Below are 14,819 nucleotides of genomic sequence, written 5' to 3'. Positions count from 1 at the left end.
GACGAGAAACGGCCGGTGTGCCGGCGGTGTTGGCAGCGCGGGCATCAACGGCCGCTGCGCCGGTGCATCGACTGCGGCGAGGACAAGCCTGCGGCTCGGCTCATCGAGGACGGGCCACTGTGCGAGAAGTGCGACAACCGGCGTGCGCCGGAGGTGCTGTGCCCGCGCTGCGGGAAGACCCGCAAGGTCGGGATTCTGAGCACGGGGGTTTGCCGGGCCTGCGCCCAGCAAGCTGGGCCACGCCAGCCGTGCCACAACTGCGGCCGGACCAGGTTGGTGGCCTACCGCGACGCCGACGGCGAACCGTGGTGCGACGGCTGCCGCCGCCAGACGCTGGCCGAACCGTGCTCGGGCTGCGGCGTCCACAAGGTGGTGTGCGCGCGTGACCATAATGGACCGTGGTGCAAAGCGTGCTGGGAAGTGGTGCGGCCCGGTCCGCCGTGTACCGACTGCGGGCAACGACCGTCGATGTCCGTGCCAGCTACGGACGGTGTGGCCAGGTGCGTGCCGTGCTACCTGGCCGCCCAGGTCCCCTGCACCCGATGCGGAACCACCGCCCGCGCCGAACGACATTGGCCGGAGGGCCCGGTCTGCCTGTCCTGTGTGGACGCGGTACGGCTCACACACGAGCACTGCCACTGCTGCGGCCAACTAGCCGCGGTGTTCCGCCGCGAGCCCGCCGGGCCGTTGTGCCCGGACTGCGCGGGCGTCACCTTCTCCTAGGGGGACCGCCGGGATACGGGAGAAACCTGCCAAGTGGTCGGGTAGTGCCTGGTAGAGGGCGCTAGAGATCGTTAGAGAGCCCGTGTGACGTGGGTGCGGCGGGTGTTGGTTAGGGTGCGCTGGGTTACGTCCGCTGGCTGGGCCTGGGGTGCTGGGTGGCTTCGATCGATCGGACCGCCTATCCTCGGTTCAAGCGGGTGGTGTCGGTCCGTGAGCTGGCGGAGGCGTTCACGCCGGTCGCCGGCGAGATTGAGTGGGCTCGGGGGCGGAGTCAGGGCGAGCCGAACTTCCTGGCGTTGGTGGTGCTGCTGAAGTGCTACCAGCGGCTGGGGCATTTCCCGAAGCTGGCTGACGTGCCGGTGGTGGTGATCAACCATGTCCGGGCCGCGCTGGGCCTGGCCGAGGACGTCCTGGCGGTGCACGAGTCGGATCGGACGTTGTGTCGCCACCGTGACTACGTCCGTGACCGACTGAATGTGGTCTACAAGCCCGCCGAGGCACGCGCGATCGCCGAGAAAGCGATCCGCAAGGCGGTCACCACGAAGGACAACCCGGCCGACCTGATCAACGTCGCGCTGGAGGAGCTGGTCCGGGCACGGCGCGAGCTGCCGGGGTTCACCACGCTGGACAAGATGGTCTCCGCGAGCCGCACCGAGACGAACACCGCGTTGTTCGGGCTGGTCGCGACCCGGCTGGACGCGGCGGACCGGCGGCGGCTCGCGCGGCTGCTGTGGCTGGACCCGACATCGCGGCGCAGCGAGTTTGACCGGCTGAAGACGCCGGCGAAGGCGGCGTCGGTGGGAAAGTTCAAGCTTCGCCTGGCCCACCTGCAAGCGCTGGACGAGCTCGGCGCGACCGAGCAGTGGCTCGACGGCATCCCGGCGACGAAGATCGCGCATTTCGCCGGGGAGGCGCGGGTGACCGACGTCGGCGACATGCGGGATATCGGCGAGGCGAAGCGGTGGACGTTGCTGGCGAGCCTGATCCACGAGTGCCGGACCACGGCCCGGGACGAGGTCGCGACGATGTTCTGCAAGCGGATGGCGGTGATCCACAAGAAGGGCAAGGAGCGGCTGGTCGAGCTGCATGAGCAGCACCGCGCCGAGTCCGAGCGGCTGCTGGACGTGTTCGGTGATGTCCTGGCCGGCGCCCGGGAGGCCACCGCACCAGACAACGACGGCGCGACCGCGCCGGAACCCGCGGCCGCGGTGGCCGAGCGGGCCGGGCGGCTGCTGCTCAAGACGCTGGCCGACGCGGGCGGGGTGGAGCAGCTCTCGGCAGCGCATGAGGTGGTGTCGGCGCACCACGGCAACAACTACCTGCCGTTGCTGGAGAAGTTCTACAAGAGCCACCGCTCGGCGCTGTTCACCCTGCTCGACACCCTCGACCTGGAGCCGACCAGCGCGGATCACAGCGTGGCCGACGCGGTGGAGTTCCTGCGCGCGATCCGGGGCCGCACCGGCGAGTACGTCCCGGAGAAGGTGACCGTCGGGCGTGGGGCGGACGCGGTGACGGTGGCGATCGACATCGACTTCGTCACTGAGGCGTGGCGCAAGATCCTGGTGGTGAAGGACCGGCCGGGCAAGCTGGTGCGCCGTCACCTGGAGGTGTGCGTGTTCTCCTACCTCGCCTCCGAGCTGCGCTCCGGGGACATCGCGGTGGTCGGCGCCGACTCCTACGCCAACCTGCACGCGCAGCTGATGTCCTGGGATGAGTGCGTCCCGCTGGCCGAGCAGTTCTGCGGCCAGGCCGGGATTCCCTCGGACCCGAAGGAGCTCACGGCGCACTACCGGGCGGCGCTGACCGATATCGCCGCGGTGGTGGACGCCGGGTTCCCGCACAACACCGACCTGTCCTTCGAGGACGGCCGCCCGGTCCTGCGGCGCCGCAAGGGTGCCGACCGGCGCCCGTCCGCGCTGGCGCTGGAGGAGTCGATTCACCAGCGGCTGCCCGAACGCGGGCTGCTGGACATCCTGGCCCGCACCGCGCACCTGGTCGGCTGGCCGCGGCACTTCGGGCCGGCGTCGGGATCGGACCCGAAGATCCGCGACGCGATGGCCCGCTACGTCCTGACCGTGTTCGCCAACGGCACGCTTCTCGGCCCCGCGCAGGTCGCGCGGCACATGCGTGACCAGGTCAGCGCGCACGAGCTGTCGATCGCGGCGAACAAGCACACCACTTGCGCCAAGATCGACGCCGCGTCCACCGACGTGATCAACGAGTTCGCGAAGCTCGACGTCGCCGGGATGTGGGGCGACGGCCGGGTGGTCGCGGTGGACGGCACGCAGGTGGACACGTGGGAGAACAACATCCTCGCCGAGTCCCACATCCGCTACGGCGGCTACGGCGGGATCGCCTACCGGCACATCTCCGACACCTACATCGCCCTGTTCTCCCACTTCATCCCGTGCGGGGTGTGGGCGGCCGTCTATATCATCGAAGGGTTGCTGCGCAACGACTCGGAGATCCAGCCCGACACGATCCACGCCGACACCCAAGGCCAGTCCCTGCCTGTTTTCGGGCTCGCCGCGCTGCTCGGCTTCGACCTGCTCCCGCGCATCCGCAACTGGGCGGATCTGAACTTCTACCGGCCCAGCGCGGACACCGGGTTCGCGCACATCGACTCGCTGTTCGGCGACAACGTGATCGACTGGGGCCTGATCGAGACGCATTGGACGGACCTGCTGCGCACCGCGATCTCGATCAGCGAGGGCCGGTTGTCGTCGATGACGCTGCTGCGCCGGCTGGGCAACAACTCGCGGAAGAACCGCCTGTACCGGGCGTTCCGGGAGCTGGGCCGGGTCATCCGCACGATCACGCTGCTGCGGTTCCTCGCGGACGCGCAGTTGCGGGAGCAGATCACCGCGATCACCAACAAGGCCGAGGCGTTCCACGGGTTCTCCGCGTGGCTGCGTTTCGGCGGGGAGGCGGTCGGGCGTAACGACCCGGACTACCAGGAAAAGATCATCAAGTTCAACGAGCTGCTCGCGAACTGCGTGATCTACTCCAACGCCTGCGACATCACCGCCGCGGCGAACGCGCTGGCCTCCGACGGGCACCCGATCGACACCGACGATCTGGCCACGATCTCCCCGTACATCACCCACACCATCCGCCGCTTCGGGGACTGGGTGCTCGATCTGTCGCCGCCTGACGCGGTGCCGGTCACTACGCTGGACCTGGTGCCGGGGGCGCTGTTCCCCGGCGACGCCACCGCGCCGCGCCGGACAAGGGCGCGCGTCACCGCGAAGTAAGGGATCCTGATGACCACCCGTTGGGTCCGCTACGTCGTTCCGGTCATGGTCGAGATCGACTGCGACAACGACTCCATCGCGGGCTGCGCGCAACCCCAATCGCCGGGAAGCGCCCCCTGGGGGAAACTGCCTCGCGCGCGACGCGCATGCGTCTCGCCACTTAGGGCGCGATCCGACGCCCCAACCCCGCACGACGAGGTTTCACGTTTCATCGCTGCTCGGGGAGCGGCGTGCCCGGATGTTCGGAGTCGCCGGACTGGCGATCCCGGTGGGGGGCCGCACTGGAGACCGTTGCACTGGAGACAGTGGCTGTGGCCTGGCCGCATATGGCGGGCGTGGTGGCGTGGTCGAGTCCTCCGGGACGCTTATCGGACCGTTGCCTGAGGGTGGCTCGTCATTCTCGCTATCGCCATCCCCGGTCAGGATGCAAAAGTCGGTGAGGAAGCAAGCGACCTCGCCGTCGGCGGTGCGCCCAACCCAGGTTGGATAGTGCCCGTCTCCGCTACCAGAGGGAAACGCCACCGCAAGGGGCCGGTCCCCGTCGTCGGCCAGTGTGGCGGGCGCGGTGCGGTCGGTCTCGCCGAGGATGTGGATGTCCAGGTTAGATAGCAGCTGGTTGCTGTAGTCGTCGTTCTCGCGCAGCGCCGCGATGTTCGCCGCGTCCACGAAGCCGCCGGCGCCGCCGACGACCGGATAGCCGAAGTACTCGTCGTCGCCCAGTTCGGCGGCATCCTGGCCCGCGCACGTCGCCATCTCCCAGGAGGCGGCTGGCTCGTCCCGGATCATCAGCCGGGCCGCCGCGACCCACTCCTGCGCATCCTGCTCGTCCGGTTCGCCGAACACGGCGAGCACCAGCACCACCGGATACCGGCCCGGTGGCACCTGTTGGACAAACCTGTCCTCGGAGCCGGACATCGACAAGAACATGGCCGGCTCGCCGGCGACGACCCGCCCGGACGGCAGCCACAGCGAGGCGTCCTGCCGCAGCCGGACGGTGGCGACATCGCCGCGGGACAGTGTGTGATGCGTTCCTGGGGCGAACAGCCATTCGAAATCGGGTGCGGACACCGGCATAACTGCTCCTTCGACGAGTTTCTTCACTGTCCACCGGCGCCGAAGACGGATGACACCTTGGCGACACCTGATGAAGCGATCGTAGCCACCTCTTCTCCCCGGCCTAGCCATGTCCACCGGCAAATGTCCTAACGGATCCGATCGGATACCTGGAAGGGCACCGGTGTCAGGCTTCGCGCGGCAAGGGACCTGTAGTTTCTCTCATAAATGAACAGTTGTGACAGTTCTGCGAACAGCCCGATCCGCCCCGAAGATCCGCAGGTCGCGATTCGCACAAAACCTCTCAGAACCCCCCCCCCCGTTACCTTTTTCGTAGCTCCTGATCAAGGAGTCGTGGTCGCCAGGTCCGGCATGACTGACGCCCCCAGTCGAGCGCATGATCCGGGGGGTGGTGTCACCGGACCTGGTGGCATCGAGGGACCGCTGATAGGGACACGGCCGCCCGCCGGGCAGGTCTCGTCGTAACGTGGGTGCCGGCCGTCGATGCCCGACCGGCGACCACCCGCGACGAACGAACGGCAGGACGGATGACCAGCGGTTACCAGGTGTTCCTCGGCCTGGACGTCGGCAAGGGCGAACACCACGCCGTCGGCCTGGACCCGGCGGGCAAGCGGCTTCACGACGCGCCGCTGCCCAACAGCGAACCGAAGCTGCGGGCGCTGTTCGACAAGCTCGCCGCGCACGGGCCGTTGCTGGTGGTGGTCGATCAACCGGCGACGATCGGCGCGCTGCCGGTCGCGGTGGCCCGCGCGGCCGGCCACCGGGTGGCCTACCTGCCCGGCCTGGCCATGCGACGCATCGCCGACCTCTACCCCGGCCGCGCGAAAACCGACGCCCGGGACGCGTTCGTCATCGCCGACGCCGCCCGCTCGCTGCCGCACACGCTGCGCCCGGTCGACGTCGGCGACGACGCCCTGGCCGAGCTGGACGTGCTGGTCGGGTTCGACGACGACCTGGCCGGTGAGGCCACCCGGATCGGCAACCGCATCCGCGGCCTGCTCACCGGCGTCCACCCCGCCCTGGAACGCGCGATCGGCCCGAGGATCAGTCACCCGGCGGTGCTGGAGATCCTGTCCCGCTGCGGCGGCCCGACCGGCATCCGCGCCGCCGGCCGCCGCAAGCTCACCGCGATCGCCACCGCGCACGCGCCCCGCATGGGCGACAAACTCGTCACCGCGATCCTGGCCGCGCTGGACGAGCAGACCGTCGTCGTCCCGGGCACAACGGCGGCCGACACCGTCCTGCCCCGTCTGGCCGACAGCCTGAAAACCGTTCTCCAGCAACGCAAACAGGTCGCCACCGAGGTCGAAGGGATACTCGATGCGCACCCTCTTGCCGGGGTCCTGACCTCCATGCCCGGCGTCGGGGTCAGGACCGCAGCCCGCATCCTGCTGGAGATCGGCGACGCCACGGCGTTCAAGTCCTCCGGCCACCTGGCCGCCTACGCCGGCATCGCCCCGGTCACCCGCAGCTCGGGCTCCTCCATCAAGGGCGAGCACCCGGCCCGCACCGGCAACCGCAAACTCAAGCGGGCGTTCTTCCTCGCCGCGTTCGCAGCCTTGTCCGACCCCACCAGCAGGGCCTATTACCAGCGAAAACGCGATGAAGGGAAGAAGCACAACGCCGCGCTGATCTGCCTGGCGCGGCGCCGCTGCGACGTCCTGTTCGCCATGCTCCGCAACAAGACCTACTACCGGCACCCCGAGACCACTCCTGCCCCGGCTGCGGCTTGACAACCACATAGGGACACCCCCCCGGTTTTGACAGAGTTCTGAGAGACTGGAGGTATGCAACTCGGACCCGACGACGCAGCGGCCGCGGTCGAACGCCACCCCTGCCCGCAATGCGACGTCCCCGCCGGCAGCGCCTGCCGCACCCGCGCCGGGAAGACCGCCGCGAAGTACCACACCGCGCGCTTCATCCTCGTGCCCGCGCTACGCGACGAACTCACCGTACCCGTCCCGGCCGATCGCGGGCCCGGCAAGAAGTGGACGCAGTGCCCCGAGGTCGCCGCGCCGGCGCCTGAGACGAACGGGGCGCCGATCCGGATCGGCTACGCTCGCTGCTCGACGGCCACCCAGGAGTTGCAAAGCCAGCTCGACGCGCTCGCGGCCGCGCACTGCACGCGGGTGTTCTCCGAGAAGATCAGCACCCGCATCAAGATCCGCCCCGAGCTGGAGAAGGCACTCACCCTCGCCCACGAGATCAAGATCGCGGCACCGGACCAGCCGGTGATCCTGACCGTGCACGAGATGAAACGCCTTGCCCGCAACGCCGCCGAGCTGATGACGCTGTCCGCCCAGCTGCAAGGTGGCGGGGTGCAGCTGGAGCTGCTGAGTGGGCCGCTGACCGGCATCTACGACCCACACGGTATGGGATCGATGCTCTTCGCCGTGCTCGCCGTCGCCGCCCAGCTCGACCGCGACTACATCCGCGAAAAGACCCTCGAAGGCCAGCAGGCCGCCGCCGCACGCGGCAACCACGGCGGCCGACCCAAGGTGATCGACGAAGACGACGTGCTCTTCGCCCGCGCCCTGCGCGACAAGGGCACCCCGATGCCCGACATCGTCAAGAAGCTGACCATCAAGACCGGCAAGAACGCCGGCCGGCACCCCTCAGTTGCCTCGCTCTACCGCGCCCTCGCCGACAACGACGCCTGACCAGGCACTACCCGACTACTTGGCAGGTTTCTCCCGTATCCCGGCGGTCCCCCTCCTACCGCTGCCCGACCTGTGGGGCCATGGGCCGTCTGCTGCGCGGGCACTGCGTATCCTGCATCGCGCGTCGGGACTTGGTCGAGCTGTTCACCCAGCCCGACGGGCAACCGGCCGCCTGGTTGGCGCCGCTGGCCGAGCTGCTGGAGAGCTACGACAACCCGTACTCGCTGTGCCTGTATCTGCGCCGGCCCGGCGGACAACTCATCCGCCGCATGGTCACCGGCGAACTGGCTTGCTCGCACGAGGCACTCGACGAGCTCCGGCAGACCACCGCGGTCCAGCACCTGCGCGGTACTCGCCGAGATCCTCGAACCCCGCGAGGAAGAACTCGCCCAGCTCACCCGCGACGTCCAGACCCTGCTGGCCCGAGTAACCGTCCAGCAGGACAAGACCATCCTGGCTCGCTACGTCCGGTGGCACCTGATGCCCCTGGCCCACCAGCGCGCCGAGCGGGATTCCGGCTTCACGCGCTACCAGCGCGAACACCTCCGGCGGAAGCTCGACGCCGCCCGCCTGTTGCTGAGCTACCTCCGCGCCCGCGGCATCAGCCTGGCCGCCCTCACCCAACCCGTGATGGACCGCTGGCTGATCCGCAACCGGCCCCGCCAGCGTTACGCGCGCCCGTTCCTGCTGTGGGCCGCAACCAACGGCCTCGCCCCCGCCCACGTCGCGATCGGCACCTCGGCCCACACCGGCAACCGGGAGATCATGAGCGACACCGACCGAGTCCTGCTCGCCGTCAAGCTGGAGACCGACGACACCCAGGCGCTGACCGATCGTGCCGCCGGCTGCCTGGTCCTGCAATACGGGCAAAGCTGCTGGCGACTGGTCAACCTCACCACCGACGACGTCCTCGCCCACCCGGACGAGCCCGGCGTCCTCGGCCTGCAACTCGGCCGCGACCCCTTGTGGCTACGCCCCCGGCTGTCCGTACTCCTGCAGCAGCTCGTCAACAACCGCCGCCCGCTCGCGGGCGCGCTGCGGCACCGCCCGACTCCCTACCTGTTCCCAGGGCTGCGCCCCGACCGGCCGATGACGTCGGCCACCCTCCAGGCCCGGCTGCGCAAGCTGGGCGTCCCCAGCGCCCGCACCGCCCGCAACGGCGCCTGGATGTCACTGGTTGGTTCCGTCCACTGGAAGATGCTCGCCGACCTGCTCGGTGTGGCCGACACCACCGCCAGCGCCTGGCACCGGGAGAACGGCGGCGACCGCGCCAGCTACGTCGCCAGCCGCCTTCGCCAGGGACAACGAAGCGTCGCACCCGAGTAACCGTGGCGCCATGTGTGTCCACTATGTGTCCACGTCGCGTCACCGGGTGAAGTCGCTGAGCTTCGTGTCCTTGCTCATGAGGAGATCGATGGGTGGAGGCCAGCGGCGGGATCGGCGGTGATCTGGTCGGTGTCGGTGTCGTAGTCGAACAGTTCGGCGTAGCGGCCCCAGGCGATGGCGGGGTGTCGAGTTGCTGCTGGGCGTTTTCAGCGGAGAAGGGGCGGCGGGATACCGCCGGTGAATAGCCGGGGAAGATTCCCCGCAGGATGAGTTTCCGCCACCACAGCGGCGGCTTCGCGTAGGTCGCTGGGGATCGCGCTGGCCTCGGCGATGACGTTGAACAGGATGTACCACTGGGCGCCCAGCGACATGAGCAGGATGCCGCCCCAGTTCAGCGCCCCCGCCGAGGCTGAGCACCACAGCGTGGCGGCGGTGTCCAAGCCCACGCACGCTCAGCCCGTCCCGCAGGATCACCCCAGCACCCAGGAACCCCCGATGCCGGAGACGATCTGGGCGGCACCCCGCGTGGGATCGGCAGAGCTGGCGCCGCTGACATCCCCGAAGCCGTAGGCGGACAGCAGCACGAACAGCGTGGCACCCCACAGCAACCAGGGCATTGGTCCGCAGCCCCACCATCCGGGCCCGATACTGCCGCTCGAAACCGATCAGCGCGCCCAACCCGACGCCAGCGCCGACACGCAGCGCCATCTCGACGGTGCCCGAGTCATCTTCCGCTCGCGTCGTCATGATCAGCCCCTGGCCGCCCCGCCCGAACGCCGCCACCGCAGCCGATGCGGCTCACAACCACGCTCGCCCGCCACGCAGGTACCTCGCCTTGACGACCTGGGCCGCCACGACATAGCTGAACAAGATCGCCAGCAGCCAGGGGAAGTAGCCCAGCGGCAGCGCCGCCATCCGCAGCGCGCCCGCAAGCTGCGACCACGGCAGCAGCAGGCCAACGAGTACCACCGCTACTGCGGCGGCCAGCACCGGCCGAGACGGTGCGCCGCACGGCGTCCAGACCTGCATCCCGGTCTGGCGGGTGCGCAGCACGAGCACGATCAGGACCTGCGAGAGCAGTCCCTCGATGAACCAACCTGCCTGGAACATCGCCTGCTCGGCGGGGCTGTCGATGTCCAGCAGCCACCACAGCACGGCGAACGTGGCCAGGTCGAACAGCGAACTCAGCGGGCCGAAGGTGAGCATGAATCGGGTCAGGCCGCCGGTGTCCCACCGCCGTGGCCGGCGCAGATAGTCCTGGTCGACGCGGTCCCAGGGCAGCGCCAGTTGCGCCGCGTCGTAGAGCAGGTTCTGCACCATGAGCTGGATGGGCAGCATCGGCAGGAACGGTAGCGTCGCGCTGGCCACCAGGACACTGAGCACGTTGCCCAGGTTCGAACTCGCGGTGATCTTGACGTACTTCATGGTGTTGCCCAGCGTGCGGCGACCCTCCACCATCGCGCGGGCCAGCACCGTGAGGTCCTTGTCCAGCAGGATCAGATCGGCGGCGTCCTTGGCGACATCGGTGGCGGTGTCCGCAGCGATCCCCACATCCGCCGTCCGCAACGCCACTGTGTCGTTGACCCCGTCCCCGACGAACCCAACCGCGTGCCCGGCGTCCCGCAGCGCGGTCACGATCCGCGCCTTGTGTACCGGATTGACCTGGGCGAAGACCGTCGTGCGCGCCACGAGCCGACGCAGCTGCGCGTCGTCGGCATCCTCAACCTGCGTCCCCAGCACGATCTCGCCCACGGGGATGCCGACCTGGGCTGCCACCTGCGCTGCGACGTGCCGGTTGTCACCGGTGAGGATCTTGACCGTGACTCCGTGGTCGGCCAGGGTCCGCGCCGCGTCGGCCGCGCTGTCGCGCACCGGGTCGACGAACCCGACAAACCCGACAAGGACAAGGTCGTGCTCGTCACCCTCGTCGTAGCCGCTCAGCCGGGCGGGATACTCGCAGGCGGCGACGGCCAAGATCCGCATGCCGTGATCAGCGTAAGCGCGCACGACCTCGCCAGCCTCGCGGCGATCTGCTTCGCTGAGCTCGACTACCTCGCCGGCCCGCCGTGCGTGGGTGCAGCGGGGCAGGATCTGGTCGGGGTCGCCCTTGGTGATCAGGATGTGCTCGCCGGGCTGCTGTCGCACCACCACCGTGGCGCGCCGCCGGGTGTGGTCGAAGGGGATCTCGTCGATCTTGGTGAACGCCGCGTCGGTGACCAGCGGCGCGTCGTCGGTGGCGAGCTGGTCGATGATGGCTTCGTCGAGCCGGTTGTGCGGGCAGGTCTGGAAATGCACGGCCAGGTAGGCGTACTCGGCGGCCTCGCCGTCCGGCCGTCCGGCCGGGTCGATACTGTGCGCGTAGGCCACCCGGTCCTGGGTGAGTGTGCCGGTCTTGTCCACGCACAGCACGTCCATGCCCGCCAGGTCTTGGATGGCGTTGAGCCGGGTGATGACCACCTGCTGGCGGGAAAGGTGCACCGCGCCGCGGGCCAGGTTGGCGGCGACGATCACGGGCAGCATTTCCGGGGTCAAGCCGACCGCGACCGCGACCGCGAACAGCGCGGCCTGCGCCCAGTCGCCGGTGACGGTGCCGTTGACCGCCAGCACGATCGGCGCCATCACCAGCATGAACCGCACCAGCGTCCAGCCCACGGCGCGCACGCCGCGGTCGAAGCTGCTCTCAGGGCGGGCGTGCCGGGCCTGCTCGGCCATCGTCCCCAAGTAGGTGCGCGGCCCCGTGGTGATCACCACCGCGGTCGCGGTGCCGCTCAGGATCGACGTGCCGGCGAAGCACACCGACGACAGGTCCGCGATCTCGCCACCGGTCCGGCCGCGGGGTTGCCGATCGGGCACAGGCGATGGTGGCCCCTTGCGCACCGGCAGGGTCTCCCCGGACAGCGCGGACTGGTCGACCAGCAGCGCGTTGGCCGCCACCACCCGCGCATCGGCCGGCACCAGATCCCCCGTCGCCAACACGATCACGTCACCCGGTACCAGGTCCTCTGGCGGCACCTCCCGCTCGGTCGGGGCGAGCCCGTCACCGGGCCGCCTGCGCACCGTAGTCGTCGTGGTCACCAGCGCCCGCAGGCCGCGTAACGCCTGATCGGACCGAACCTGCTGCCACCACCGCAGCACCACACTGAGCAGCACCATCACGCTCACGGTGACCGCACCACGCAGATCCCCGAGAACGGTGAACACCACGCCCAGCCCGGTCAGCAAGGCCACGAACGGGCTAGCCACCGCGGACCGCGCCCGCCCCACCCACACCGACCCTTCGTGCCGCTGCAGCCGATTGTCGGCGCACACGGCCGACCGGTGGGTTGCCTCCTGCTCGGTCAGCCCTTTCGGGGAGCTGGACAACCGCTGAAACAGCGTGATCGGGGCCGCTGTCGCCAGCTCCCGCAGCTCCGGGTCAACCCAGGACACCACGCCGTTCGCCACCCGGTTCACAACCCATCTCCAGGCGACTGAGGCGTCGTGATCACCGGAGCCAGCCCTTCCGCTTGATGTAGGCCAGCGGAATCAACGCCGCCACGAGGGTTAACAGCGTGGTCACCAGGAAGCCGTGCTCCCATTCCAGTTCCGGCATCCAGGTGAAGTTCATGCCGTAGAACGTCGCGATCAGCGTCGGAGGCAGGAACACCGCGGTGATGATGGTGAACACCTTGACGATCTGGTTCTGCTTCACATCCAGCGACGTCATAATGGACTGCTGCAGATAACGCACCTTGTCGTGCTCGAAACTCGCGTGTTCCTTCACCCCGTCGATGTCGGCGATCAGGATGTCGATCAGCTTGCCCAGCTCCACCTCGCTCGCCGCGGTCTCGGCACGCAGGTACCGGGCGGCACGGGCCAGCAGCAATTGCGACTCCTGGGAGCGGGACACGATCTCCTCGGCCTCGTTCATTCGAGCGATGGTGTCCTGCATGTCCATCACCCCGATGTCCCGCCCGTTCTCGTCCACCCCCTTCGTGGCCATGTCGATCTCGTCGGTCATCGCCTCCAGGGCGTCGCTGGCGTAGTCGATCACCCGCTCGGCGGCCTCGTTCAGCGCGTACAGCAGCGCATACATCACCCCGTGCGGCGACCCGGCCAGGTGCGGCGTGCGCCGCATCCGCGCAACGGCCTTGTCGAACGGCGCGAACCTGACTTCTGGTTGCAAGGTGACGAGCACGTCGTGGCCGAGCGCGAACACGACCGCCTCGCGGCTGATCGTGTCCCCGGTGCGCAGGTTGACGACCACGGGCAGATAAACGAAGTCGTCGGTCTCCCACACCCGACCGTTGGCCGCCGCGAAATCCACCCCCAGTCCCTCGATCCGCTCGGCAGCCACCTGCGGATCACCGGCCGGAACCTGGACCCAACGACGACGCAGATCGACCGGGTCGAACCGAGTCCGTTCAGTCCGAGTTTCCATGACGTCTCCTAATACTGCAACGGCAGTTGGTCGTCGTGTGGTAGATCATCGTTGTGGTGGTCGATGTGGTGATGGGGCAGCTGGATCGGGTTCATGATCGGATCGCGGGACGGTTCAGGCGGTCGGAGCCGCGGGGCCGGGCTCGGGAGTATGTGTCCGGGCTGGTCGCGGGGTTGGAGCGGAAGAACGGCTGGACACTGGCGGAGCAGTCCGGTGAGGTGTCTCCGGATGGGATGCAGCGGTTGTTGCGCTGGGCGGACTGGGACATCGACGGGGTGCGTGACGACGTGCGGGACTACGTGGTCGAGCATCTCGGCGAGCCGGGCGGCGTGCTGATCGTGGACGACACCGGGTTCCTGAAGAAAGGTGTGCGCTCGGCCGGGGTGCAGCGGCAGTATTCCGGGACGGCGGGGCGGATCGAGAACTGTCAGATCGGGACCTTTCTCGCCTATGCCGGTGATCATGGGCATGCGCTGATCGATCGGGCGCTGTATCTGCCGGAGCCGTGGATCGCCGACCGGGACCGGTGCCAACGGGCGGGGATTCCGGATGAGGTCGAGTTCGCCACGAAGCCGCGGCAGGCGATGGGCATGCTGGCGCGGGCGTTCGAGGCGGGTGTGCCGTTCGCGTGGGTCACCGCCGATGAGGCCTACGGGCAGGTCAAGTACCTGCGAGCCTGGCTGGAGGAACACGACGCCGCGTACGTGCTGGCCACCAAGGTCAACGACACCCTGATCACCGCCGAGGGCACCGAACAGCGGGCCGATGAGCTGATCGCGGACCTGCCCGCCCGGGCGTGGCGGCGGTTGTCGGTCGGTGCCGGCGCGCACGGGCCGCGCGAGTACGACTGGGCACGGGTGCCGGTCCGGATTGGCTGGCAGGCCGGGCGCGGGCACTGGCTGCTCGCCCGGCGTTCGATCTCTGATCCGACCGAGATCGCCTACTACATCTGCTACGGGCCCCGCCGGTCCACCCTGCTGAACCTGGCCTGGATCGCCGGGGCGCGCTGGCGGATCGAAGAGTGTTTCCAGCAGGCCAAGAACGAAGCCGGACTGGATCACTACCAGGTCCGGTCCTGGCGGGCGTGGTACGCCCACATCACCCTGTCGATGCTCGCCCACGCCTGGCTCGCCGTCGCCAAATCCCTTGCCATAAAAGGGGAATCGGTATCGCCGAACCAGACATGATCAGCTTTACACTACCGGAGATCCGGCGCCTGCTCACCAAGCTGGTCCTGCGTGTCGCCGACGCCGCCGAACACATCTGGTCCTGGTCACGCTTCCGCCGCCGACGACAACACCAAGCCCGCCTCAGCCACTACAAACGCCGCGGCTACCCACTTCCTTAACTGCCGTTGCAGTA

9 protein-coding genes and 1 pseudogene are annotated in these 14,819 nt (G+C 68.9%); 5 read left to right on the top strand and 5 right to left on the bottom strand.

What is annotated here, in order from left to right; translation table 11 throughout:
• Positions 1 to 878: 878 nt before the first annotated feature.
• Positions 879 to 3,977: a Tn3 family transposase gene (locus tag BAY60_RS34665; protein WP_091679433.1), complete on the top strand. Its 3,099-nt coding sequence runs from the start codon at positions 879 to 881 to the stop codon at positions 3,975 to 3,977.
• A 201-nt stretch (positions 3,978 to 4,178) separates the two neighbouring features.
• Here the strand turns inward: BAY60_RS34665 and BAY60_RS34660 are convergent, their stop codons facing one another.
• On the bottom strand, positions 4,179 to 5,078 hold the full coding sequence (locus BAY60_RS34660; RefSeq protein ID WP_211330569.1) for a DUF4241 domain-containing protein: 900 nt from the start codon (positions 5,076 to 5,078) through the stop codon (positions 4,179 to 4,181).
• Positions 5,079 to 5,578: 500 nt separating this feature from the next.
• On the opposite strand from BAY60_RS34660, the gene BAY60_RS34655 reads away from it, so the two are divergent.
• The 3 genes from BAY60_RS34655 to BAY60_RS34645 all read left to right on the top strand — a co-directional run bounded on the left by BAY60_RS34655 (position 5,579) and on the right by BAY60_RS34645 (position 9,037).
• A complete protein-coding gene (locus tag BAY60_RS34655; RefSeq protein ID WP_091679428.1) occupies positions 5,579 to 6,784 on the top strand; it encodes an IS110 family RNA-guided transposase in 1,206 nt (401 codons plus the stop codon).
• 54 nt (positions 6,785 to 6,838) lie between these two features.
• The gene (locus BAY60_RS34650; protein WP_091679426.1) at positions 6,839 to 7,711 is read left to right on the top strand and encodes a recombinase family protein; all 873 of its coding nucleotides are present in this window, start codon (positions 6,839 to 6,841) and stop codon (positions 7,709 to 7,711) included.
• Positions 7,712 to 8,191: 480 nt separating this feature from the next.
• Positions 8,192 to 9,037: a hypothetical protein gene (locus BAY60_RS34645; RefSeq protein ID WP_091679423.1), complete on the top strand. Its 846-nt coding sequence runs from the start codon at positions 8,192 to 8,194 to the stop codon at positions 9,035 to 9,037.
• Between the two features lie 206 nt (positions 9,038 to 9,243).
• Here the strand turns inward: BAY60_RS34645 and BAY60_RS38670 are convergent, their stop codons facing one another.
• The 4 genes and pseudogenes from BAY60_RS38670 to BAY60_RS34620 form a co-directional block, all read right to left on the bottom strand.
• Positions 9,244 to 9,477: a hypothetical protein gene (locus BAY60_RS38670; protein ID WP_146770610.1), complete on the bottom strand. Its 234-nt coding sequence runs from the start codon at positions 9,475 to 9,477 to the stop codon at positions 9,244 to 9,246.
• 55 nt (positions 9,478 to 9,532) lie between these two features.
• Positions 9,533 to 9,673: pseudogene (locus tag BAY60_RS38665) on the bottom strand (hypothetical protein); the annotation flags it as partial.
• A 162-nt stretch (positions 9,674 to 9,835) separates the two neighbouring features.
• The gene (mgtA, locus tag BAY60_RS34625; RefSeq protein ID WP_245788968.1) at positions 9,836 to 12,490 is read right to left on the bottom strand and encodes a magnesium-translocating P-type ATPase; all 2,655 of its coding nucleotides are present in this window, start codon (positions 12,488 to 12,490) and stop codon (positions 9,836 to 9,838) included.
• 31 nt (positions 12,491 to 12,521) lie between these two features.
• Positions 12,522 to 13,373 carry a CorA family divalent cation transporter gene (locus BAY60_RS34620; RefSeq protein ID WP_158303258.1) on the bottom strand — a complete coding sequence of 284 codons (852 nt, stop codon included), beginning with the start codon at positions 13,371 to 13,373 and terminating at the stop codon, positions 12,522 to 12,524.
• A 137-nt stretch (positions 13,374 to 13,510) separates the two neighbouring features.
• On the opposite strand from BAY60_RS34620, the gene BAY60_RS34615 reads away from it, so the two are divergent.
• Entirely contained in the window at positions 13,511 to 14,644 is a 1,134-nt protein-coding gene (locus BAY60_RS34615) for an IS701 family transposase (RefSeq protein WP_043829840.1), read from the top strand.
• The last annotated feature ends 175 nt before the right edge of the window (positions 14,645 to 14,819 follow it).

This window comes from Prauserella muralis (genome assembly GCF_003202285.1).
In the GTDB taxonomy this organism is placed as follows: Bacteria; Actinomycetota; Actinomycetes; order Mycobacteriales; family Pseudonocardiaceae; genus Prauserella_B; species Prauserella_B muralis.
Note: the sequence above shows the minus strand (reverse complement) of the source record. Positions and strands in the feature narration are given on the sequence as shown.